The following is a 22,430-nucleotide window of genomic DNA, read 5'->3' on the forward strand; positions in this document are numbered from 1 at the left end:
CCATATTAATATGTAAGGGACAACCTTAAAACCAATAATTCATTTTATGAAAGGAATAATGAATGAATGTTCATTATAAAAGGTGATTAAATGGAAAAGACGAAAAAATTGATCCCTCTTATGATAAGTATTGCCTTGTTGCTGTTGTTAATCGGGTGCTCTGCTACGGCTAGCACTGATACGGGTAAAGCTAGTGGTATCGGAGACAAACGGATTATCAGCATTGCAACTGTACAGACCGATGACCATTCAATTACTAAAGCTCTATACGAATTTAAAGATTATATTGAAGAGAATCTTGGGGATAAATTTGAAATTAGAATTTTTAACAATGCTGTAATGGGCGGAAATACAGAGGCAATTGAATTGCTACAAATGGGCAGTCTGGATATTGTTGCTACAAGTGGAAGCAATCTAGAGTCCTTTGCTAGTGAGTACAAGATTTTTGGTTTACCGTACTTGTTTAATGATGAAGCAAGTTTTCGCAAAGTGATGAATGATGAAGACTTTATAAAGGAAATCTACAACGCTACTATTGATGACGGTATTCTAGGTGTAGCCTGGTTTGCCAATGGGGTCAACAACTTTTACTCTTCTAAAAAAATTGAAAGACCAGAAGATTTGAAGGGGTTGAAGGTACGCGTACAGTCCAGTGAGGCAAATGTTAAGATGGTCCAAGCTTTCGATGCTGCGGCAGTTGTGATGGCCCATGGCGAAGTATATACTGCGTTGCAAAATCGTGTGATTGATGCCGGTGCTAACCCAGAGGTTGCGTTAGTAAGCTTGAAGCATGGTGAGGTTGCAGATTTTTATTCACGGACGGAACATCAGATATTTACAGACATGCTCGTAGTTAATTCGAAATTTATGGATTCTCTTACGAATGAAGAAAAAGAAATCTTTCAAAATGGTTTCAAGGCAACTACTCAAGTTCAAAATGAAGCATGGGATAAACAGATACCAGAATTGATAGAAGAAGCAAAGAAGATGGGGGTTGAGTTTGTTACCGTCGACAAAAAGCCCTTTGAAGAAATATTAAAACCGGTAAGTGAAGAGTTGCTAGATGTGTATCCGGAATTAAAGCCTTTGTATGACAAGGTTCAAGAGATCCAGAACTAAATTAAGGGAGAGAATAAGATGAAAAGGTTCAAAAAAACTCTGGATAAGGTACTTTCCGATGTATGTGTTGGACTTCTTGCTTTTATGACACTCATTACCATTTACCAGATAACGATGCGGTATGTATTTAATAGCCCAAGTACCATTTCCGAAGATATATTGAGTTATTCATTTGTCTGGGTTTCGTTGTTGGGAACAGCATTGGTTTTTGGTCAAAAAGATCATATGAGGTTATCTTTTTTTTCCGATAAGGTGAAAGGGAGAGGGCAAATAGCACTGTCCATTTTTTCCGAATTGCTTATTTTAACAATAGCGATTAGTGTCTTTTTAGTCGGAGGAAAAGCGGTGATGGGGGTCGGAGCTTTACAGATCTCTCCTACTTTGTACATTTCCATGGATTGGATTTATATTATCCTTCCTATTAGTGGAATTTTGATTCTTATTTATAGCTTGATTAACATTATCCAATCTATACAGGAATTTAATGAGAGTGGAAAGGGGGAATGGCAATGAGCATAGCACTATCAGCAGGTCTCCTAATTTTTGTTACGCTAATAATATTATTGTTGCTGGGCATTCCGATTGGAATCTCACTAATTATTGCATCCATTTCAGCCATTATTCACTCTTTAGGTTTTTCAGCTGCGATACCAGCATCGGCTTTAAAAATGTTTCAGGGGATTAATATCTTTACACTGTTGGCCATTCCTTTCTTTATTTTAGCAGGCAACATCATGAACAAAGGTGGTATTGCAGTCCGTCTTATCAATTTTGCAACCGCATTAACTGGAAGAATTCCAGGCTCATTAGCTCATACTAATGTAGTAGCTAATATGCTTTTTGGATCCGTATCAGGTTCGGGAGCGGCGGCCGCATCTGCAATGGGTACAATTATTGGTCCGATCCAAAAAAAAGAAGGATATGATGAGGACTTCTCGGCAGCCATTAACATTGCTACGGCTCCTACAGGGCTGTTAATACCACCTAGTACTGCTTTGATTACGTATGCCCTAGCAAGCGGGGGTACCTCCGTAGCAGCCCTATTCCTGGGTGGAGTCGTACCTGGAATCTTATGGGGCTTAAGTTGTATGGTTGTCATATTCTTCTATGCAAAAAAGAAAGGTTTTGTTGCTAAAAGCTCCATAACAGCCAAAGACTTTTTTAAAGTAGTCATAAGTGCAATACCAAGCTTGCTGTTGGTTTTTATCGTTATTGGGGGGATTGTGGCCGGTGTATTTAGTGCTACTGAAGCTTCTGCCATAGCAGTGGCTTATAGTTTATTGTTGTCCATGTTATTTTATAAAACGATAAAACTGAAAGATTTATATACTATTTTGCTAGACAGTGCCAAATTATCGGCAATTATCATGTTCTTAATTGGTGCATCCAACATAATGGCATGGGTAATGTCATTTACTGAAATTCCTTCTCTACTCGCTAATTCCATACTCGGAATTTCAGATAATCCAATTATTATTTTGCTGGTCATTAATTTACTACTGCTATTTGTGGGTACTTTTATGGACCTTACACCTGCAATTTTAATTTTCACGCCAATTTTACTACCTGTGTGTACAGCGCTAGGAATGACACCGTTACATTTTGGGATTATGCTCGCATTTAACTTAAGTATTGGGACGATTACACCCCCAGTGGGCAACATCCTCTTTGTAGGTATAAAAGTAGCCCAAAGAAAACTGGAAAGTGTCATGCCATACTTATTTAGATTTTATGTAGCGATTTTCGTTGTACTTATGCTGATCACATTTGTTCCTTGGTTCTCAACATTTTTGCCAAAGTTGGCAGGTTATTCATAATAAGAGTTGTTGAATTACTCCGCCATTCGTCTGAACGAAATAGGGTAAGTGAATAAGTGTTTTCAAGCTTTTAATTACAGATCACACTGTATTTTGAAATGGAAATACGATTTTCATTAAACATATAAAAGAAGTTTAACAAAAAAAAGAATTCAAATGAATATGTGATTTGAAGTCAAGGAAATGATTTTACTAGATTGCACAATAGTTAAGGAGGATTAGCAATGAATAAATTTAAAAAAGCGCTAGATAATAATCAAGTTGCTTATGGTATTTTTTCAGCTTTAAAAGATCCGGCAATTATAGAAATATTGGGATATGCCGGTTACGATTTTGCTGTCATTGATTTAGAACATTCTACAGTGGATTTGTCAACAATGGAGCATATGATTAGAGCAGCACAGGTTGCCAACATATCATCCGTAGTTAGAACTCCTCAGGACGATTACGGTACTATTTTGAGGGCTGTAGAGGCAGGGGCAGATGCAATAATGGTGCCGCATTTAATTTCAAAAGAACAAGCTGAACAAATAGTGGCAATGGCTAAGTATCAGCCAATTGGTCAACGCGGGCTCGATACTTCAACGAGGGTAGCTAAGTTCGGCGGCATAAATGTGAAAATTGAAGACCATATGCGAAGTCAGAATGAACGATTACTAGTGATCGGTATGATCGAAGATGCAGAAGCGGTTTTGAACATTGATGAAATTGTCACTGCAAAGGGTTTAGATCTACTATTTATCGGTGCAACTGATTTATCTGGATCCCTTGGTTATCCGGGACAAGTTACACATCCAATTGTCCGTGAAGCAATTCAAGAGGTAATCGATAAAGCAAATAATGCTGGAGTAAAAGTGGGCATTCCGGCTTTTAAACCAAATCAGATAGGAGAAGTAATAGATATGGGTGTTAGTTATCTTACAACACCCGCTGTAGATGCCTCATATTTAATGCAAAGTTTAAAAGCACATCTTGAATCTGTCAAATTAAAGACAAATACTAATAAGGGGTTGTCATAGTAATGGACATGAATCAGAGAGTACTAATGTTATTTAAATCCAATAAGATTGATAGCAGATATTTTGATTTAGATGCCTTTAATGAAGAGGCAACTATATTTACAAATAAGGTTCAGGATGTCAAAGCGAAAAATCCATTACTTAACTATGAGCCTATATTCTCAATTAATCAAGTTAGAGGTGAATCCGACAGATGAGCAAATTAAATTATTTAGAATGGAGTATCGATCAGCTAAGTGAAAGCATTAAGGAAAAAGAAATTTCCCCTGTTGAAGTGGTTGAGACAAGCCTAAACTTGATCTCTTCAAAAAATAAAGAGTTGAATGCGTTCGTTACTATAATGGAAGATGAATCAAAAAAAGCTGCTAAACGAGCTGAAGAAGAAATTATTAATGGTAATTATAAGGGGCCGCTTCATGGCATTCCTATTGGATTGAAGGACTTGATTTGCACTGCCGGTGTCAAAACTACATTTGGTTCTGAAGTTTATAAAGATTATATTCCTAATTTTGATGCAGAAGTTGTCACGAAATTAAAGGGAGCCGGGGCTATATTAATTGGAAAATTAAATATGCATGCATTTGCATATGGAACGACAGGAGATCGATCGTTTTTTGGACCAGTTAAAAACCCGCATAACATTCAGAAGATAACAGGAGGGTCGAGTTCTGGATCTGGGGCAGCCGTAGCTTCCTTTCAATGTTATGGTTCGGTTGGATCGGATACTGGGGGATCGATAAGAATGCCTGCTTCGATGTGTGGAATTATAGGAATGAAACCCACATTTGGAAGGGTAAGTAAGTATGGATCCATACAATTGTGTCCAACATTAGACCATTTAGGTCCTATGACCCGAACGGTTACCGATAATGCCCTTATGTTAAACGTATTGTCTGGTTTTGATAAAAAAGATAGCTATTCTGCTTATTCGAAAATTGAAGACTTTACCGAGGGGATTAATAGGGGTATTAAAGGTAAAAAAATTGGAATACCTACTAACTTTTATTTTGATATTATTGACACTGAAGTTCGGCGTGTATTTGATTCGACTGTCAGAAAACTCCGTGAACTAGGAGCTAACTTTGTCCCTATTGAACTTCCTGGCATGGACGATCTTCTAACGGCACAGCAAGTTTTATTGGCGACTGAAGCATATACATCATTGGAGAGAGATTTAATAAATAAACCTGAACAGATTGAAGAAGAAGTAAGGTCACGAGCGATTGCCGGGATGCTTACTCAAGCTAGTGAATATATTCAAATGCTGCAAATCAAACACAAGGCAATTGATATGCATAATGAGGCTTTAAAAAAAGTTGATGTGATTTTGACGCCTACTTTGCCAATGGTACCTACTAATATTGAACAAAGAGTGACAAATTCTTATGGCTTACAAGAGCATGTCCGTATTTTTGCACGATTAACAGGTCCGAGCAATACTACCGGTCTCCCTGCCATTTCTGTTCCGGGTGGTGTATCAGAATGTGGATTGCCGATAGGCGTACAATTTATTGGAAAGGCCTTTGCAGAAGCTGAACTTTATCAATTTGCTTACGCATTAGAACAAACCGAAATATACCGTTCAGCTCTGTCCTTAAATAGATTTGAAAATTCCAATTTAGAAAAGGTAATGGAGTAGGCTAATTAACTTTGTATTAACTTATTTTTTAAAAGAACATAGTCATATTTATAGAAAGCAAAAATGATTAAGCTTTTTGCGACAGAAATAGAATACCGAATTAATTCAAGAAGCATTGATTGTGCATGTATGGAGGAATTTTGTCTTACTTATGGTTACTTGATGGAAGGAGAAAATAATGGGGATTTTTATTCTGGGTGATAAAAAGTATCAGGTGAAAAGGGATTGGCTACAGTTGCCACAAAGTAAATTGTTAACTAATATTTCAGGGATTTCTACTGATAATAAAGGACGTATTTATGTGTTACAACGAAGCAATCCATTTATGCTAGCTTTCTCACAAGACGGTGAACTCGTTGATGAATGGTTCGATGAGACCCTCTCAGATGGTCATTATTTTAGAATAACAGATGATGGTAGAGTATGTGTAGTCGATAGAAACCATCATAGGATTGTAATTTTTAATAGTTCTGGAGAGGTTCTTCAAGTTATTGGCGATCAGCAGAATCCGGGTGGTTTAGGTGTACCATTTAATCATCCTACAGATGTAACGGTGAATGATAAGGGTGATTTCTTTGTTTCTGATGGTTATGGAAACTTTTCTGTACACCACCTAAATCCAAGTGGTGAATTAATCGATACTTGGGGAGGACCAGGAAAAGGAGAAGGAGAATTTACAGTACCCCACTCAGTTTTGGTAGATCAACAGGATCGTGTCTTAGTTGCTGATCGTGAAAATAATAGAATTCAAATTTTTAATCAAAAGGGAGAGTATTTGGAAGAAATCAAGAATCTTTATCGCCCGATGAGTATCTATGAAGATAAGGATGGTTTCATTTATGTAACTGATCAGTCACCAACATTGAATCTATTTAATCCGAATGGTGAACTTCTCGGCAGGTTCCTTACCTTGGGAACAATTGGACATGGTGTAACTGTTGACGAAAATGGTGATATATATATCGCTGAAATGTTTCAAGACATGATTATTAAATTTATACTTTTAAATTAAAGAACTTCAAAAATAGAGAGCCAGTGTGTAGAGCTATTTCATCGCTGACACATTGGCTCTTTTCTTTTCACTATAAGTAATAAGTTAGAGAGTTAAAAATGACGGATTGTTAAAATTTAGGTGGGAAATTGCTTTATTGGGTTCACAAAATTTCCGAAAAATTATGGTTCCGAAATCACTCACTGACGTGCCAGATCTATAGAGTTTGATAATTCTTTGATTGAATTCTATGTTATAACTTTTTTGTTTCATTCGGATGATGTTTTTTACTTCTTAGGATTGAGATGTTATAAATTTGCTTTATTCCTATATTTAGTAACTCTTGACATCCCTTAAATTCGTCGCTTGTTCATTGATATTACTATTTGTCTGTTACCTATAGCTTTTATTGAAGGGTAAGTGCATATAGATAAAAATTAATCCATCCCAATGGTCATTAAGAATCACCAGTCGGTGATGACAAAATTTTAGAAATTACTATACCAATAGAATGGAATTTTTACATTTGACAGAACTTTATAATTGTAATACAATAAGACATATAAATTGAAAGACTATTTTGAAAGGTGGAATTTACATGACGACAAATCGTAGGAAGGCACCAAAAGGGATTTTAGGATTTCCAGTTGCACCGATGGATGCTGAGGGGAAATTGGATTTAGAAGGACTGGGGAAGAATATCGAGTTTTTAGTTGAAGAAGGGTTATCTTCCATTTTTGTTGCATGTGGAGCAGGCGAGTTACATGCAGTCAGCAACGAAGAATATAGAGCGATGGTAGAAGTGGCTGTTGAAAAGACGAAAGGAAAAGTTCCTCTCTATACGGGTGTTGGCGGAAATATCACACATGCGTTGGAGCAGGCGAAAATTTCTGAAGAGCTTGGTGCAGAAGGGTATTTGATTTTACCACCGTATTTGATCGATCCATCACAGGATGGCATTTACAATTATTTGAAAGAAATCATTCAAAGCACGGACTTGAATGCGATCGTCTATCAACGTGATAACTGTATTTTTGAAGCGGAAACACTTCAGAAACTATGTGAACTGCCACAGCTTGTCGGCTATAAAGATGGCATCGGCAATATGGAAAAGAACGTGGAGTTTACACACTTGATTGGGGATCGGCTAGAGTGGATCAACGGGATGCCGTTAGCGGAAGTGACAATGGCGTCGTATGTGAACCTTGGTTTCACGTCCTATTCATCGGCGATTTCCAATTATATACCTCATATTTCAGCCAAGTATTACGAGGCATTGCTCAGCGGCAATAAAGCTCTGGTGAATGAACTATACGAAGATGTCATTTTCCCGATTCATCGTATTCGTAAGCAGAAGAAGGGTTATGCGGTATCGTTGATTAAAGCGGGCATGCAAATCGTCGGTCTTCCTGTGACGACGAATGTTCGCGCACCGATCGCACCGGTTGAAGAATCGCATTATGAAGAGTTGAAAGTCATTATTGAAAAGGCATTGGAAAAGTATCCTGCTAAAGTAGCAGCGGTTTAAGAGGAGGACATTATGGCAACGACAACTGAAGCAAGAACAACAACCTACTTGAATTATATTAACGGTGAATGGGTCGCGTCTGAAACAGGGAAAACAGGCGTCAGTAAAAATCCGGCGCGCAAGGACGAAGTGGTTGGAGCCTATCAACTTTCCAACAGCAATGATTTTGACAAAGCTGCTACGGCAGCAAGAAAAGCGCAAAAAGCATGGCGCAAACTGGCAGGGAATGTGCGGGGCGATTATTTGCTAAAAGCGGCGTCCATTATGGAAGAGCGAATCGATGATATCGCAACGGCGATGACGCTTGAAATGGGGAAGACTTTTCCGGAAGCGAAAGGTGAAACGGCACGTGGTGTAGCTATTTTACGTTATTTTGCGGGCGAAGGGATGCGTACGATCGGCGATGTGATCCCTTCGACGGACAGCGAAGCGTTGATGTTCACGACGAGAGTGCCTTTGGGGGTTGTCGGTGTTATCACGCCTTGGAATTTCCCGGTAGCGATCCCGATTTGGAAAATGGCGCCGGCTCTCGTTTATGGGAATACAGTCGTGCTAAAGCCGGCCAGTGAGACGGCTGTTACGAGCGCAAAAATCATCGAGTGTTTACATGACGCGGGTATCCCTGCCGGTGTCGTAAACTTGGTGACAGGTTCGGGTGCTTTGATTGGAACCGAAATGGCGAACCATAAAGAAATCGATGCCATTACATTCACAGGTTCGAATGCGGTCGGGAAGCAACTGGCGCAAATTGCTGTTTCAAGAGGTATTAAATATCAACTTGAAATGGGTGGGAAAAACCCGGTCATCGTTGCCAACGATGCAGATTTGGAGTTGGCTGTTGAAGCGACAATTAGCGGTGGATTGAAATCATCCGGCCAAAAATGTACCGCCACGAGCCGCGTCATCGTGCAACAAGATATTTATGAGACATTTAAAGAGAGATTGCTTGAAGAAGTGGCAAAAATCACAGTCGGAGATGGCATGGATGCAGGCACATGGATGGGACCGAGTGCAAGTCAAGGTCAGTTGGATACAGTCCTTTCCGCGATTGAAAAAGGAAAAGCAGAAGGTGCTACACTTCTCCTCGGTGGAAACGAAGTGAAAAGAGATGGTTTGAATGGCTACTTCGTGGAGCCGACTGTCTTTGAAAACGTGTCTGCTGACATGGCGCTTGCAAGAGAAGAAATTTTCGGTCCAGTGCTTGCGCTAATGAAAGTGGAGACGATCGAAGAGGCGTTGGAACTGGCAAACGACTCAGAGTATGGGCTAAGTGCTTCCATTTTTACGACAAATATTAGCAATATGCTGTCGTTCATCAATGAAATGGATGCAGGTCTGGTACGTATTAATGCTGAAAGTGCGGGGGTTGAACTGCAAGCTCCATTCGGTGGCATGAAGCAATCCAGCTCCCATTCCCGTGAGCAAGGGCAAGCAGCAAAAGAATTTTACACGGCAATTAAAACTGTGTTCATTAAATAAGATGAAGGAGCGGGAGTTATGCGATGAAAAGCTTAACTCCTTGTTTCGATAAGGGGAGAACCGTTGCAGGACAGACCAGCGAAAATCGTTGGTCTCTCTTCTGTTTATCTTCATTCAGCAAATGTTTTTGTACTGAAAGGAATGTGCCTTAATTTCTGCAAAGATCGCAGAAATACGGCAAATCGAACCCTTCGTCGTTCGATTCGCAATTCAAAATCTCGACGCAATCACGCCGAGGCGTGATTGATAATGATATTTGGGAGGAATTAAGATGCGTTTCATTGATGAACAAGAAATTAGAAGTTTGGTTACCGTGAAAGATATTATCGATATAATTGAAGAATATTATTTGAATGATGGCGAGGAAAGGTCGCTCGTACCAGAACGGTTATTCATCAATGATGCCGACAATTCTGCGCTTTTAATGCCTTCTTTTTATGAAGATTATTATGGGGCAAAAGTGATTGGGATCGCACCGGGAAATGCTGCAATTGGGGAAGCGACGTTGCGTGGCATTTTTCTGTTGAATGACAGGCAAACGATGAAACCGCTTGCGATATTGGATGCGCGGACGATTACAGCGATGCGGACCGGTGCTGTTAGCGGCCTGGGGATGAAATACTTGGCGGCCAATGATACGGATACCATTGGTGTGATTGGTACGGGCGACCAAGGATGGAGTCATTTGGAGGCGGCATGCGCTGTCAGACAAATTAAACGGGTTTTGGTGTATAATCGTAGTCAGGAAAGACTTCATCCGTTTATGGAGAAAGCGAAGAAGGCATTTCCATCGATCCGCTTTGAAATTTCAAATCCAGAAACGATTTTGACAGAAGCACAACTGATCATTACAACAACGACGTCAATCGATCCGGTCCTCCCTTATGATGGCAAGGTGGATTTGACTGGAAAGCATTTTGCAGGATCGGGAGCATTCAAATCGTTCATGCAGGAAATTCCCGACGCAATTATCAAAGAAGTGGACCATCTCTATGTTGATACGCACGCGGCATTTTCCGAGTGTGGTGAACTGATGAATGCCAGGGCATTTGGACATAGTGAGAAGACGGTTCCCGAACTGAAAAGCCTTGTACAAGGCGGGGAAAATGAGGAAATGAAGCGAAAAACGACCCTTTTCAAATCGGTTGGTGTCTCGATTTTTGATATTCTGACTGCGAAATTGGTCTATGAACGAATGACAAGCCGTATTCGCATGTAAAAACCAGTAAGAGAAGAAAGGAGGGATTGGATGAAAGAATATAAAATGGATACAGTCCGCAGAAGCACGCTTTCCCAACAAGTGTTGGAACAGATTGTTCAACTGCTTATGAGTGGACAATTGAGACCGGGCGATAAATTGCCGGCGGAAATGACGCTGATGGAGCAATTTGACGTGAGCCGACCTGTTTTACGTGAAGCGCTCAGTTCATTGGAAACATTAGAAATCATTACGAGAAAACCGCGCGGGGGTACATATGTCAATGAAAGAGTAGGTAGCAATCCATTCAAAGTGATGCTTGCCTTATCGATCAATAACGTTTCCGCCGTCATTGAAGCGCGTATGACGTTGGAGTTAGGGCTTGTTACGATTGCTGCCGAAAAAATATCGGACGACCAGCTGGAGCAATTGAAGGAAACGATTGATAGTATCCAAGCCAATCCAGACAGCGACTACGGTCGATTAGACAAGGAATTCCATCGCATCATTGCACAAAGCGCCAACAACCCAGTTGTTGAAGGGATGATTGAATCATTGTTGATTGCCCATGAAAAAACGGATAGTCTCATTCCTTTCCGTGAGCCTGGCGTCACCGTGGAACATCATTTAGGGATTTACGAAGCGCTTAAAAACAGAGATCCTTACGCAGCCTTTCAACAGATGTATAAGCATTTGAGCTTTGTTAGAAAGAAACTGCTGGATGAACCTGTAAAAGATCAGTGAAGGGAAAAGCTCGCAACTTGTGCGGGCTTTTTAACTTGATTCAGTAGAGGTTCACCACTTCCATAATTAGCAGGATGAATGTCAGTATTCGTTTCAACTCAGAGGAAGTCCAAATACCTGCTGATTCAAAATCTGGACGGAATTACGCTGAGGCGTAATTGATTGTTAGACCATTGTGAAGTTCATGCAAAATGGAATAGTCCAAACATTTATTGATTTCGATATTGACATTCTATTCTAGCACCTGTATTGTAGTAGTTATCAACCGAATACGTAACTTTCTTATCGAGAGAGGTGGAGGGACTGGCCCTTTGATACCTCAGCAACAGACTTCTATGAAGTACTGTGCTAATTCCAGAAGCTGTGGCATCTTGCCGTGGGCTTGAAGATAGGAAGAGAATCTAGCGAAATTGCCAAAACCTCTTCTTATCATGGAAGGGGTTTTTTTATATCCCTTAAAAAACAACTAGAAAGAAGGAATAGACAATGACAAACCAAACAAAGACAGTAGCGACAGCACCATTTAGAGCCGATCATGTAGGAAGTTTATTGCGACCGGCAAATTTACATACAGCACGCGCCGAGTTCAAAGAAGGCAAAATTTCTGCGGAGCAATTGCGCGAAGTGGAGACGCAAGAAATTAAGCGCATCGTGGAGAAGCAACTTGAAGTGGGCTTGGAAGTGGTGACGGATGGTGAGTTCAGACGGACTTGGTGGCACTTCGACTTTTTGGAGCATTTGAATGGCATAGAAGGCTATGTATCAGAGAAGGGTCGCCCGTTCCAAGGGATTGAAACAGAGCGGTACAATGTCCGCAATACCGGAAAAATTTCCTTCAATCCGGACCATCCTTTCATCCGTGATTTTATTGAACTCAATGAAATTGTCGGAGGACGTGCAGTGGTGAAGCAGACGATTCCGAGTCCGAATCAGCTGTTCCCGAGCGAAATTCGCAACAGAGAAATTTACCCGAATATCGAGGATTACGCGAACGATATCATTCAAGCGTACCGGGATGCGGTGAAGGCATTTTATGATGCGGGTGTCCGTTATTTGCAGTTTGACGATGTCTATATCGCGGGGCTTTCAGCGGAAAAACTACCACATAGTGACGATGAATTTACAAGGGAAGAATTAATCAATTTGGCGTTACGTGTCGTGAATGGCGTGTTGGAGGATAAGCCGGAAGATTTGATTGTCACAACGCATTTATGCCGTGGAAACTACAGATCGACTTGGTCATTTGAGGGTAGCTATGCGCATATTGCACCTACTTTATTTGCCAAAGAAAAGGTGGACGGTTTCTTCTTGGAGTATGATGACGACCGTTCAGGAGACTTCGGGCCGCTTGCACATATTCCGAACGGCGGTGCGAAAGTGATTCTCGGCGTTGTCACATCGAAAAACGGCGAAGTAGAAGACAAAGAATTGATCAAAACGCGTATTGAAGAAGCGACACAATACGTACCGTTGGAGCAATTATGCCTAAGCCCGCAATGTGGCTTCTCTTCCACGCATCACGGGAATGAGCTGACGGAAGAACAGCAATGGGCGAAGTTGAAATTCATCGTAGATGTCGCGAAGGAAGTTTGGGGATAACCGATAGACCAATTGAATAGATGATTTTCTTATCCAGAGGGGTGGAGGGACTGGCCCATTGATGCCCCGGCAACAGACGTTTACGAACTGTGCCAATTCCAGAATCATGATGTATGTGGTTGAAGATAAGAAGAGCGAAAAGCGATTATGCGGAAACCTCTTCTTACTACGAGAAGAGGTTTTTTATGGAGGAAATGAATGAAGGAGAGATACGTATGGCAAACGAATTGATCAATGCGATTCAATTATTGAAGGAAAAAGAGTGGGTCGATTTGACGCATACGTTCGGACCCGATTCACCGCATTTTTCAGCATTCGATGCGGCGGAATTCACGACATTATTCGATCATCAGGACGGTTTTTTTGCACAGCGTTTTGCATTTGCTGGGCAGTATGGTACACATATTGATGCACCGATTCATTTTGTACGGGATACGCGGTATTTGGACGAACTAGGGTTGAAGGAATTGGTATTGCCACTTGTAGTTATCGATAAATCGAAAGAAGCGGCTGCCGATCATGATTTTACGTTAGCTGTGGAAGATATTTTGGCGTTTGAAGCTCAGCATGGACGTATTGAGGAAGGCACATTTGTCGCATTGCGAACTGATTGGTACAAGCGTTGGCCAGATAACGAGGCGTTTTGCAATAAAGACGCCGATGGCAATAACCGCATCCCAGGTTGGGGGCTTGCCGCTCTCCAATTTTTATTCGAAAAAAGGCAAGTGAAAGCAGTCGGACATGAAACGTTCGATACAGATTCGGCCATCGACTTCCAGAAAAACCAAGCGCTGCTCGGCGAATATTATGTGTTGGACCAAGATACGTACCAAATTGAGTTACTGAAGAATTTGGATAAAGTGCCTGCAAAAGGTGCTGTTATTTTCAATATTGTACCGAAGCCCGAAAAAGCTTCTGGCTTTCCGGTTAGATCGTTTGCAATCTTGCCTTAAAAAGACAGTGTTCAATTGATTTCTCACAAAAATAGATAGGGAAAGAAGGAATTTACCATGACAAACAAACCGGCTACAGCCATACAAGCACCTTTCAGAGCGGATCATGTAGGAAGTCTCCTGCGTCCGGAAAACTTGCACGAAGCACGGAAGGAATTCAAAGAAGGCAAAATCACGGCTGAACAATTGCGTGAAGTGGAAACACATGAAATCAAACGCATTGTCGACAAACAAATTGAAGTTGGCTTAGAACTCGTCACGGACGGCGAATTCAGACGCACTTGGTGGCACTTGGATTTCATGGAGCATTTGAATGGATTTGAAGGCTATGTGCCGGAGACAGGTTACAAATTTGATGGTGTTGAAACGGAAAGATACAACGTTCGTAACACAGGCAAGATTTCCTTTAATCCAGACCACCCATTCATTAAAGACTTCATTGAGTTCAATGAAATCGTCGGTGGCCGTGCCGTAGCCAAACAAACAATTCCGAGTCCAAACCAATTCTTCAATGCAGGAATTCGTGATGTGAATATTTACCCGGATCTCGAAGAGTACGCAAATGATGTTATTCAGGCGTATCGCGATGCACTACATGCATTTTACGAAGCAGGTGTGCGCTACTTGCAATTGGATGATGTGTACATCGCAGGACTTTCTGCTCCGGACATCCCATTCAACGACGGTGCGTATTCAAGAGAGCAACTGATTGACCTAGCGCTCCGTGTCATTAACGGCGTATTGGAAGGCAAGCCAGAAGATTTAGTGGTCACAACGCATCTGTGCCGTGGCAACTACCAATCGACGTGGGCATTCGAAGGAAGTTATGCACTGATTGCACCAACGCTATTGGCAAAAGAAAAAGTGAACGGTTTCTTCTTGGAGTATGATGACGACCGTTCAGGAGACTTCAAACCGTTAGAATATATTCCGAACGATGGCGCCAAAGTCGTTCTAGGTGTTGTCACATCGAAAAACGGTGAAGTGGAAGACAAAGAAGCAATCAAAGCACGTATCCAAGAAGCAACACAATACGTCCCACTTGAACAACTATGCCTCAGCCCGCAGTGCGGATTCGCTTCCACGCACCATGGCAATAAACTGACGGAAGAGCAACAATGGGAGAAATTGAAATTCATCGTCGATGTAGCGAAGGAAGTTTGGGGATAAATCATAAGATGGGCAAAGCTTACGTTTGTAGGCTTTGCTTTTTTTTATGTTAACGCAAAGTTGTGGATAAGGTGGTGGATTGTTATTTTTCGTTTTCACTTACCCACATGTGGATAATTTGATAGTTGTTCCTTGAAACTTTAGGATGTGGATTGCCGTATATAGTAAAAAGGGGTGCGGACTATGAGACAGGATATACACAAACGGCAAATGGACTTGACGATGTTGCGGACGGAGCGCAACCGGGTAAAGCGTCGACTTGATGGCACGGAGGCGCAATTGAAGGATGCGCGTGCTTTGCGCGATCGGTTGCAGAAGCAATTGACGAAAGAACAGCAGGACGTGGTACAGCTTGGGAAATTTTCTTTTATGAATAAAATAAAAGAGTGGACGGGCAAATGGGATGAGCAGATGGAGAAGGAAATGGCCGAAGTGGCGGAAGTAGAACTGCAATATAATGAAGCGGAAAAAACGGTGACGGATTTGGAGGCGGAAGTCGGACGCCTACGTGAAGCGATGAAAAATCCGGAATTTGCTTATATCGATGAGGAATGGGCGGATTTTCTGCAGGAGAAAGAGACGTGGATTCGGCAGAATGATTCCGTTGCCCATGCGACGTTGCAAAAGATTGCGGATGATCGAGTACGCGTCCGGTCGATGCTACGCGAAATCGAGGAAGCTCGGGATGCAGGGAGCAAGGCGATCCGTGCGCTGAATGCGGCGCTCGATAAGCTTGGATCGGCGGAAGGAATGTCGATATGGGACACATTTCTTGGAGGTGGGTTGGTTGTATCGGCGTTGAAATACTCTGAAATGAATAGTTCAGATGATCTCGTCCATCGTGCGCAGCGCGCGCTTCGTCATTTTGAAACGGAGCTTATGGATGTTCAGAATGCGGCGACGGAATCATTTAAGGTGAATAACAATGATATTTTCACTTTCACGGATGTGTTTTTTGATAATATCTTTTCGGATTGGATGGTGCATTCGCGGATTACGGACGCCAAAAGTAAACTGAACGTTGTACTTCAGGATGTACGACGTGTTCAAGATCAGCTTGCAAGGAAGCGCGATGAGATGGAGCATGAATTGGGACAGCTTGATGTAAGGGAAAAAGAGATCATTGAAGCGTGAACACCAAGATGGATTTTTCTTGGTGTTTTTTGTGGGTGAAATTGCGGGTAGATAGTCCTGAGTTGCAATCAAATCTGACTTGAATGCAAGCAAAGGCGGTTTGAACGCAATCAAATCCATCGCAAGTGCAATCAAAACAATTTTATTCCCCGGAACTCCTCCCTCTGATGATTTTGCTTTACAACTCCCTTATCTATAGTGTACTATTTAACTAATACACCGGTACAGGAGGAGGTACGCTGATGAAACAATGGAATGGATTGGTGTGGAAAGAGTGGGTGACGATGAAGTGGCCACTTCTTGCGAGTGCGCTATTGGCAATTGTTGTCATGTTATTTTTTCCACTTCTGATTACTCGATTGATCGATGCTGACATGCATGTGTTTGAAGTTGCGCTTGTCATTTGCTTTCTATGGGCGGGTGCGAGTGTACTTGCACCGATTGTTGCTTTGCTTACGATGTTGGGCAGGGAGATGAAGCGACCTGATGTGTGGCTACATTCAAATGCGTCCATTTTCAAGTTAATTGGGACGAAAGTCTTTTTGGCAGCGATGATTGGGGCCGTCGGATTGCTCATTCCGACCTTGGCGTTGGCGATTCACTATATTTTTTCTAAATCAGGCATTTTTTCGTTCAATGAACTGCTTTTCTTCGGAATCATTTTCATCGTCATGCTTTTTGCAATTTCGCTCGTTTTTATGAGTCTCGGTTTTTTCTTCTGGGTGATCGATCGCTTGTTGAAGCCGTATATAAAGGGGTTTTCAATGGTTGTGACTTTCGTTTTGTTCGTGCTGTTGTCCCGGCTCTATGGAGAATTTATTGTCTCGGACTTCTACAAGCAGTTCGTGCGGATTGGTCCAATCGATTTAATGGCCATCAAAAACCCGATGATCACAACGGATTTTGTTTATTTCCAGCATACAAAGACGGTATTTTACACGGGTGAGATCCTGTTCGAGACAATCTTCACAATTGCACTATTCATCGTTGCAGCTGTCCTTTTTGAGAAGAAAGTGAGGTTGTAAAGCTTATGAAAAGATGGAGAGGTTTAGTGCAAAAAGAGTGGGCACATATGAAATGGAGACTTGTCTTCTTTGTGTTCTTGAATAATCTATTGCTATTCTGGGGAGTTTCTCATCTCTTTTTGGGCGCGCCGGAAGGGTTCCTCACTTCCATCCAACCGATGATTGGCATTTGTTTTACGTTGCACATGATCATGGCGATCACTTTGCTTTTCGATAGTTTAGGAAAAGAGATAGGTAAACCGGATATTTGGCTTCATTCGCCTGCATCGATACGACAGCTCGTGGGGGCAAAGTTTGTCCTCGTTACTCTGACGGTAGTCTGTTCGCTCGTCGTATATGGGATCGTTGCAGGCATTGCCTATGTTTTCGGCGGATTTGTTTTCCTTTGGGCTGATGTCGATCTCTTGTTGACCGTCGGCGTTGTCATTTTATTGAACGCGGTCTATGTTATGGCGATCGTGTTTTTCTTCTGGTCCATTTATCAAGTATTCCGTTCTCGGATTGGCTGGTTTTCGATCCTCGTCATGATTGTCTTAGTGAACGTCTGGCTTTATGGATGGGCGCTTGTCTGGTTCACGGAAGTGTTCCAAACAGTCATGGATATGGGACCGATGTATGGTCCAATTCAGACGGTGGATCTATTAATGTTTAACAACTACATTATTCCTGGTGGAACGATTTTAACGGTGGGTAGCCTTGTTCTCTATGGATTGCTGACCCTGTTTTATTTCGTTATGGGATCCATGTTGTTTGAAAAGAAAGTGAGGTTGTAAACGATGGGCATTGATTTTCTTCCAGATAAACCAATTTACCAGCAGCTCATCGACCGGATCACGGGAGCTATTATTCGGGGGACCTTGCAGCCTGGGGAAAAATTGCCGTCGGTTCGTGAATATGCGGTGGAAGCCGGGGTTAACGCGAATACGATGCAGCGCGTCTATAAGGAGCTGGAGCAGATGGAAATCACGGAAACAAGACGGGGGCAAGGATCTTTTGTGACAGGAGATGAAGCGAGAATTGCGATGCTTCGGGATGAAATGAAAGAGCAACTGGTGACATCATTCCTCCAAAACGTCGAAGCGTTCGGTTTTACGACAGCGGAAATCGTGGAACATCTACAGAAACGGGGTGACAAACGATGATTGAATTGAGAAATATTACAAAGAAGTATGGCACTCGCAAGGCGTTGGAAGACATTACATTGACGTTGCCGCATGGGAAAATCATCGGTCTTGTCGGGGAGAACGGCAGTGGGAAAACGACGCTGCTGAAGCTAATGTCCGGATTGTTGACACCGAATGCGGGGAGCGCGGTGTTGGATGGGAAGCCGATCACGCGTAAGGTAGCCACAAATATTGCGTATATGCCCGATGCGGATATGTTTTACCCGTACTTTACAGTTGGTCAGTTATTTGCATTTTATGAGTCGCAGTTTACCGATTTTAATCCGATAAAGGCAAAGGAAATTGCACAGTTTTTGAACTTGGATCTTAATTCGAAACTGAAGAATTTGTCGAAAGGGAACCGGGGAAGGGCAAAAATAGCGGCAACACTTGGAAGGGAAGCGGATTATTATTTGTTGGATGAACCGTTCTCCGGCTTGGATCCAATGGTTCGGGATGATATCGCGAAAGGGCTAATCCGTTTCACGGACCCGGAGCGGCAAACGGTCATCCTATCGACGCACGAATTAAAAGAAGTGGAGCCATTGCTCGATGAGATTATCGTACTAAAGGGAAGCCGTCTGATCGCGCATGAGGCGGTGGACGAAATACGGGATACGTATGGGCAAGATGCGACGAGTTGGATGGTGTCATTGTTTAGGGAAGGAAAGTGATGTGGGGAAGGATTTGACCAAAAAGAGTTCAATAGGGTTCAGTTTGTTTGCAGTTCTTTTATGGTGGGGGATCCTCTATTCATTTTCTTTTATCATTAAGTTAATGTTACAAGATGGTCAGTCTTCTACTATGTATATGATGTATTTTTATCTCTCCGTTTTGGTGTTTTTCCTAATTTGGTATTTGGCCTGTATACCTAAAATTTTGAAAGTAACAGGGGGACAATACTCATCTTATTTGAAGTTCTTGGGGCTAAAAGGGTCTAGGAAAGGGTATATTTATACGCTATTCTTCTTAGTTCTTTCAATAACTCAATATGTATTATTGCCATCGAATTTACAATCGCCTGTATCAGAGTTAATTTGGTCCATCCAGCCACCGATTGTGGAAGAAATTATATTTCGGGGATTCGTTTTAGGTGTTTTATTAAAAAGCTTTTCAAAACCTTTTTCAATCACAATTTCATTATTGTTGTTTATTAGTATACATTTCTTAAATGGCCCGATGGGGATGCTTAGTGCTACTATTTTTGGTCTGATTTTGATTGGAATAAGGTTACACACAAATAGTATCCTACCTGGAATAGTCATACATTACTTTGTTAATGAGCAAATTCTCGTATTAGCCTTGCCTATCGCTTTGTACTGTCTCTTTATCATTATAAAATCTATAAGAAGACAGATGATACAAAAGCAAAATAAAAAAGCTCATCCATCATGTTGAATAGGTGGGCTGAACGAGTACTTTGAAAAACGATAAGAGTCATTAATATATGGGAACTGTTATTTGATGAAATTGTGGTGTTAAAGGGTGAGCAGATCATCGCGAAAGAGAGATGACATGAGTTGGATGGTGTCATTGTTTAGGGAGGGAAGATAACGTGGAAATGAAACCAGTCGTGGAATTGAAGAATTTAACGAAAACAATTGGTCGGAAAAAGATTGTCGACAACTTGAATTTAGCGTTATATCCGGGGCAAATTACTGGATTTCTCGGTCCGAACGGGGCGGGGAAAACGACAACAATCCGGATGATGGTCGGGCTGATGGAACCATCGGGTGGAGATGTGATCATTGACGGAATTTCGCTGGCGGACGATTTCGAAGGAGGTCTGTCGAAAGTCGGGGTCATTGTTGAAAATCCGGAGATGTATAAATATATGTCGGGCTATAAAAACTTGGTTCACTTCGCTCGCATGCATGAAAACGTGTCGAAAGCACGCATCGATGAAGTAGTTCAGCAAGTCGGTATGCAAAATCGGATTCACGAGAAAGTGTCGACGTATTCACTGGGGATGCGACAACGTCTTGGGCTTGCGCAAGCATTATTGCATCGTCCAAAGTTTTTGATTCTAGATGAGCCGACAAATGGGCTGGATCCTGCGGGCATCCGCGAGTTTCGGACGTATTTGCGGAGCATTGCAGAGAAGGAAGACGTGTCGATTTTTGTTTCAAGTCATATGTTGTCCGAAATCGAACTGATGTGTGACCGGATTGCGGTTATTCAGAATGGTCAATTGATTGATATCCGCGATATGGCGGAGGCACGGGAGTCCCACTATTATATTGAGGCATTGCCGACGGAAGCGGCGGAGGAGATGTTGAAAGCGGAAGGGTTCGCAGTGGAAGCGTATAACGGAGGGTTTATTATCAATGCGGAAAGAGCCCGTATCCCTGGACTTATCCAGGAGATGACCGATCAGAAATTGCAATTGTTTGCGGTCCAGCCGCATCGGAAAACACTCGAAGATCAATTTTTGGAAATGACAGGGGGTGGCCAAATTGCCGAAGCTCATACAAAATGAATGGATGAAGTTATGGAGTAAAAAAGGGACATGGGTGATGACGGTCCTGCTTGTCGCCATGATTGCCGGGATGTTCGGGTTAACGAAATGGATCCAGACGATGAATGACTATGACAAACCGGACTGGAAAACGGTCGTGCAAGGCGAGCTGACGAACGTCCAAGAACAACTTGGGAATCCGATGTTGTCGGATAGCGATAAGGAACGACTGGAAGGCAAGGAAAAGATTCTCGACTATCGCCTCGCAAATTCCATAGCACCGCTGGACGATCATAGCCGGGAAAAAATGATTATGGACTCCTCAGGAATCGGATCCATCGTTGTGTTGCTGACCGTCATTGTCGCGGCGGGCATTGTGGCTGCCGAATTTTCACAAGGAACGATCAAGATGTTATTGTCCCGGCCGGTGAAACGATGGAAGATTTTGACGTCCAAATATGTGACGGTTATGCTGTTTGGTGCTTTACTGATGCTTGTCGGATTTGTGGTTTCCATCGTCTGCGCCTATCTTTTCTTTCAATCGGGCAACGGACAGGAACTTGTTTGGAATGGCAAAGAAGTTGTGGAAGCGTCGGTTTGGGGGAAAGGGCTTTACATGTTGCTGTTGTCATTTGGGAATGTCTTCATGACGGCAACATTCGCGTTTATGATCGGTAGCGTCTTCCGTTCCAGCTCGCTGGCAATCGGTCTGTCATTGTTCATTTACTTCATGGGCAATACGGTCGTCATGATTCTGTCGCAGTATGAAATTGTAAAGTATATTGTCTTCACGCATATGGATTTGACGATCTATGAATCGGATTTCCGAATCGTCGAAGGCATGACGATGCCGTTTTCACTCGCGGTGCTTGCGGTTTACCTCATTGTGTTTTTGGTAATCAGTTATACGACGTTTGTAAAACGGGATGTGACTGCTTAATGAAAAAGCCCTCCATTGGCGGAGGGCTTTTTTGTGATTATTTATGATTGCTGAAAGTCATTGCAAGTCCTGCAACTGTACCAACGATAACGAATGCGAATAAAGCGAACATAATGTATAGGAACCACATGAGCCAATCACTCCTTTTATACAATATCCTATCTAATATTGTACCATCTCGGTGTAGGCCAAGCAATGGCGGCTGACCGCGCAATTGTGACGGAGTTGGATCGGCGGGGAGGTGAAAGTCCTGAGTTGCCGATAAATTACCATCGGGCGTCGATATCTGATTGGTGAACGCCGATAAATGTGTCCCAAGCGCCGATATTCGACTTGTAAACGCTGATATCTGGATTTCATGCGCCGATAAATCCGAAAGCAAACGTCGATACTCGTGAATACTTTTTTGACATAAAACCTGCAAAATTGAAAATTGAGAAGTGGAAGGAAATTA

General features: G+C 42.1%; 22 protein-coding genes and 2 riboswitches. All 22 genes read left to right on the forward strand.

Features of this window, described 5'->3' with window-relative positions:
- Positions 1-90: 90 nt before the first annotated feature.
- The 22 genes from ACFPRA_RS14300 to ACFPRA_RS14405 all read left to right on the forward strand — a co-directional run bounded on the left by ACFPRA_RS14300 (position 91) and on the right by ACFPRA_RS14405 (position 21,976).
- Positions 91-1,119: a TRAP transporter substrate-binding protein gene (locus tag ACFPRA_RS14300; RefSeq protein WP_381435945.1), complete on the forward strand. Its 1,029-nt coding sequence runs from the start codon at positions 91-93 to the stop codon at positions 1,117-1,119.
- 18 nt (positions 1,120-1,137) lie between these two features.
- The gene (locus ACFPRA_RS14305) at positions 1,138-1,632 is read left to right on the forward strand and encodes a TRAP transporter small permease (protein WP_381435947.1); all 495 of its coding nucleotides are present in this window, start codon (positions 1,138-1,140) and stop codon (positions 1,630-1,632) included.
- 2 nt (positions 1,633-1,634) lie between these two features.
- Positions 1,635-2,936, forward strand: coding sequence for a TRAP transporter large permease (locus ACFPRA_RS14310; RefSeq protein WP_381436446.1), 1,302 nt, complete (start codon positions 1,635-1,637; stop codon positions 2,934-2,936).
- Between the two features lie 224 nt (positions 2,937-3,160).
- Positions 3,161-3,955, forward strand: a complete 795-nt coding sequence (locus ACFPRA_RS14315; protein WP_381435950.1) for an HpcH/HpaI aldolase family protein — start codon at positions 3,161-3,163, stop codon at positions 3,953-3,955.
- Between the two features lie 2 nt (positions 3,956-3,957).
- Entirely contained in the window at positions 3,958-4,152 is a 195-nt protein-coding gene (locus tag ACFPRA_RS14320; protein ID WP_381435952.1) for a hypothetical protein, read from the forward strand.
- Entirely contained in the window at positions 4,149-5,594 is a 1,446-nt protein-coding gene (locus ACFPRA_RS14325; RefSeq protein ID WP_381435954.1) for an amidase, read from the forward strand. Before ACFPRA_RS14320 ends, ACFPRA_RS14325 begins: the two co-directional genes overlap by 4 nt.
- Before the next feature lie 178 nt (positions 5,595-5,772).
- Positions 5,773-6,606 (forward strand): NHL repeat-containing protein, encoded by an 834-nt coding sequence (locus tag ACFPRA_RS14330; RefSeq protein WP_381435957.1) that lies wholly within the window; start codon positions 5,773-5,775, stop codon positions 6,604-6,606.
- Positions 6,607-7,183: 577 nt separating this feature from the next.
- On the forward strand, positions 7,184-8,113 hold the full coding sequence (kdgD, locus tag ACFPRA_RS14335; RefSeq protein ID WP_381435959.1) for a 5-dehydro-4-deoxyglucarate dehydratase: 930 nt from the start codon (positions 7,184-7,186) through the stop codon (positions 8,111-8,113).
- Positions 8,114-8,125: 12 nt separating this feature from the next.
- Entirely contained in the window at positions 8,126-9,592 is a 1,467-nt protein-coding gene (gene gucD / locus ACFPRA_RS14340; protein ID WP_381435962.1) for an alpha-ketoglutaric semialdehyde dehydrogenase GucD, read from the forward strand.
- A 271-nt stretch (positions 9,593-9,863) separates the two neighbouring features.
- The gene (locus ACFPRA_RS14345) at positions 9,864-10,811 is read left to right on the forward strand and encodes an ornithine cyclodeaminase family protein (RefSeq protein WP_381435965.1); all 948 of its coding nucleotides are present in this window, start codon (positions 9,864-9,866) and stop codon (positions 10,809-10,811) included.
- Positions 10,812-10,841: 30 nt separating this feature from the next.
- Positions 10,842-11,534, forward strand: a complete 693-nt coding sequence (locus tag ACFPRA_RS14350) for a FadR/GntR family transcriptional regulator (RefSeq protein ID WP_381435967.1) — start codon at positions 10,842-10,844, stop codon at positions 11,532-11,534.
- 279 nt (positions 11,535-11,813) lie between these two features.
- A riboswitch (SAM riboswitch) is annotated at positions 11,814-11,929 on the forward strand.
- A 91-nt stretch (positions 11,930-12,020) separates the two neighbouring features.
- A complete protein-coding gene (locus ACFPRA_RS14355; protein WP_381435970.1) occupies positions 12,021-13,133 on the forward strand; it encodes a 5-methyltetrahydropteroyltriglutamate--homocysteine S-methyltransferase in 1,113 nt (370 codons plus the stop codon).
- A gap of 26 nt (positions 13,134-13,159) precedes the next feature.
- Positions 13,160-13,265: riboswitch (SAM riboswitch) on the forward strand.
- Between the two features lie 83 nt (positions 13,266-13,348).
- Positions 13,349-14,086 carry a cyclase family protein gene (locus ACFPRA_RS14360; protein WP_381435973.1) on the forward strand — a complete coding sequence of 246 codons (738 nt, stop codon included), beginning with the start codon at positions 13,349-13,351 and terminating at the stop codon, positions 14,084-14,086.
- Between the two features lie 57 nt (positions 14,087-14,143).
- Positions 14,144-15,256 (forward strand): 5-methyltetrahydropteroyltriglutamate--homocysteine S-methyltransferase, encoded by a 1,113-nt coding sequence (locus ACFPRA_RS14365; RefSeq protein ID WP_381435975.1) that lies wholly within the window; start codon positions 14,144-14,146, stop codon positions 15,254-15,256.
- A gap of 183 nt (positions 15,257-15,439) precedes the next feature.
- On the forward strand, positions 15,440-16,390 hold the full coding sequence (locus tag ACFPRA_RS14370) for a hypothetical protein (RefSeq protein ID WP_381435978.1): 951 nt from the start codon (positions 15,440-15,442) through the stop codon (positions 16,388-16,390).
- A 242-nt stretch (positions 16,391-16,632) separates the two neighbouring features.
- Positions 16,633-17,415 carry a hypothetical protein gene (locus ACFPRA_RS14375; RefSeq protein WP_381435980.1) on the forward strand — a complete coding sequence of 261 codons (783 nt, stop codon included), beginning with the start codon at positions 16,633-16,635 and terminating at the stop codon, positions 17,413-17,415.
- Between the two features lie 5 nt (positions 17,416-17,420).
- Entirely contained in the window at positions 17,421-18,188 is a 768-nt protein-coding gene (locus ACFPRA_RS14380) for a hypothetical protein (protein WP_381435983.1), read from the forward strand.
- A 3-nt stretch (positions 18,189-18,191) separates the two neighbouring features.
- Positions 18,192-18,557 (forward strand): GntR family transcriptional regulator, encoded by a 366-nt coding sequence (locus tag ACFPRA_RS14385; protein WP_381435985.1) that lies wholly within the window; start codon positions 18,192-18,194, stop codon positions 18,555-18,557.
- The gene (locus ACFPRA_RS14390; RefSeq protein WP_381435988.1) at positions 18,554-19,252 is read left to right on the forward strand and encodes an ABC transporter ATP-binding protein; all 699 of its coding nucleotides are present in this window, start codon (positions 18,554-18,556) and stop codon (positions 19,250-19,252) included. Before ACFPRA_RS14385 ends, ACFPRA_RS14390 begins: the two co-directional genes overlap by 4 nt.
- A 1-nt stretch (position 19,253) precedes the next feature.
- The gene (locus tag ACFPRA_RS14395; RefSeq protein WP_381435990.1) at positions 19,254-19,976 is read left to right on the forward strand and encodes a CPBP family intramembrane glutamic endopeptidase; all 723 of its coding nucleotides are present in this window, start codon (positions 19,254-19,256) and stop codon (positions 19,974-19,976) included.
- 163 nt (positions 19,977-20,139) lie between these two features.
- Positions 20,140-21,057, forward strand: coding sequence for an ABC transporter ATP-binding protein (locus ACFPRA_RS14400; RefSeq protein WP_381436449.1), 918 nt, complete (start codon positions 20,140-20,142; stop codon positions 21,055-21,057).
- Positions 21,026-21,976, forward strand: coding sequence for an ABC transporter permease (locus ACFPRA_RS14405; RefSeq protein ID WP_381435993.1), 951 nt, complete (start codon positions 21,026-21,028; stop codon positions 21,974-21,976). Before ACFPRA_RS14400 ends, ACFPRA_RS14405 begins: the two co-directional genes overlap by 32 nt.
- The last annotated feature ends 454 nt before the right edge of the window (positions 21,977-22,430 follow it).

The organism is Sporosarcina soli, assembly GCF_042655805.1.
Lineage (GTDB): Bacteria > Bacillota > Bacilli > Bacillales_A > Planococcaceae > Sporosarcina > Sporosarcina soli.

Excerpts from the sequence above, each read along its gene's own strand:
- ACFPRA_RS14300 (WP_381435945.1), top strand. The coding sequence starts at position 91 with ATGGAAAAGACGAAAAAATTGATCCCTCTTATGATAAGTATTGCCTTG.
- ACFPRA_RS14305 (WP_381435947.1), top strand. The coding sequence starts at position 1,138 with ATGAAAAGGTTCAAAAAAACTCTGGATAAGGTACTTTCCGATGTATGT.
- ACFPRA_RS14315 (WP_381435950.1), top strand. The coding sequence starts at position 3,161 with ATGAATAAATTTAAAAAAGCGCTAGATAATAATCAAGTTGCTTATGGT.
- ACFPRA_RS14320 (WP_381435952.1), top strand. The coding sequence starts at position 3,958 with ATGGACATGAATCAGAGAGTACTAATGTTATTTAAATCCAATAAGATT.
- ACFPRA_RS14325 (WP_381435954.1), top strand. The coding sequence starts at position 4,149 with ATGAGCAAATTAAATTATTTAGAATGGAGTATCGATCAGCTAAGTGAA.
- ACFPRA_RS14330 (WP_381435957.1), top strand. The coding sequence starts at position 5,773 with ATGGGGATTTTTATTCTGGGTGATAAAAAGTATCAGGTGAAAAGGGAT.
- kdgD (WP_381435959.1), top strand. The coding sequence starts at position 7,184 with ATGACGACAAATCGTAGGAAGGCACCAAAAGGGATTTTAGGATTTCCA.
- gucD (WP_381435962.1), top strand. The coding sequence starts at position 8,126 with ATGGCAACGACAACTGAAGCAAGAACAACAACCTACTTGAATTATATT.
- ACFPRA_RS14345 (WP_381435965.1), top strand. The coding sequence starts at position 9,864 with ATGCGTTTCATTGATGAACAAGAAATTAGAAGTTTGGTTACCGTGAAA.
- ACFPRA_RS14350 (WP_381435967.1), top strand. The coding sequence starts at position 10,842 with ATGAAAGAATATAAAATGGATACAGTCCGCAGAAGCACGCTTTCCCAA.
- ACFPRA_RS14355 (WP_381435970.1), top strand. The coding sequence starts at position 12,021 with ATGACAAACCAAACAAAGACAGTAGCGACAGCACCATTTAGAGCCGAT.
- ACFPRA_RS14360 (WP_381435973.1), top strand. The coding sequence starts at position 13,349 with ATGGCAAACGAATTGATCAATGCGATTCAATTATTGAAGGAAAAAGAG.
- ACFPRA_RS14365 (WP_381435975.1), top strand. The coding sequence starts at position 14,144 with ATGACAAACAAACCGGCTACAGCCATACAAGCACCTTTCAGAGCGGAT.
- ACFPRA_RS14370 (WP_381435978.1), top strand. The coding sequence starts at position 15,440 with ATGAGACAGGATATACACAAACGGCAAATGGACTTGACGATGTTGCGG.
- ACFPRA_RS14375 (WP_381435980.1), top strand. The coding sequence starts at position 16,633 with ATGAAACAATGGAATGGATTGGTGTGGAAAGAGTGGGTGACGATGAAG.
- ACFPRA_RS14380 (WP_381435983.1), top strand. The coding sequence starts at position 17,421 with ATGAAAAGATGGAGAGGTTTAGTGCAAAAAGAGTGGGCACATATGAAA.
- ACFPRA_RS14385 (WP_381435985.1), top strand. The coding sequence starts at position 18,192 with ATGGGCATTGATTTTCTTCCAGATAAACCAATTTACCAGCAGCTCATC.
- ACFPRA_RS14390 (WP_381435988.1), top strand. The coding sequence starts at position 18,554 with ATGATTGAATTGAGAAATATTACAAAGAAGTATGGCACTCGCAAGGCG.
- ACFPRA_RS14400 (WP_381436449.1), top strand. The coding sequence starts at position 20,140 with ATGAAACCAGTCGTGGAATTGAAGAATTTAACGAAAACAATTGGTCGG.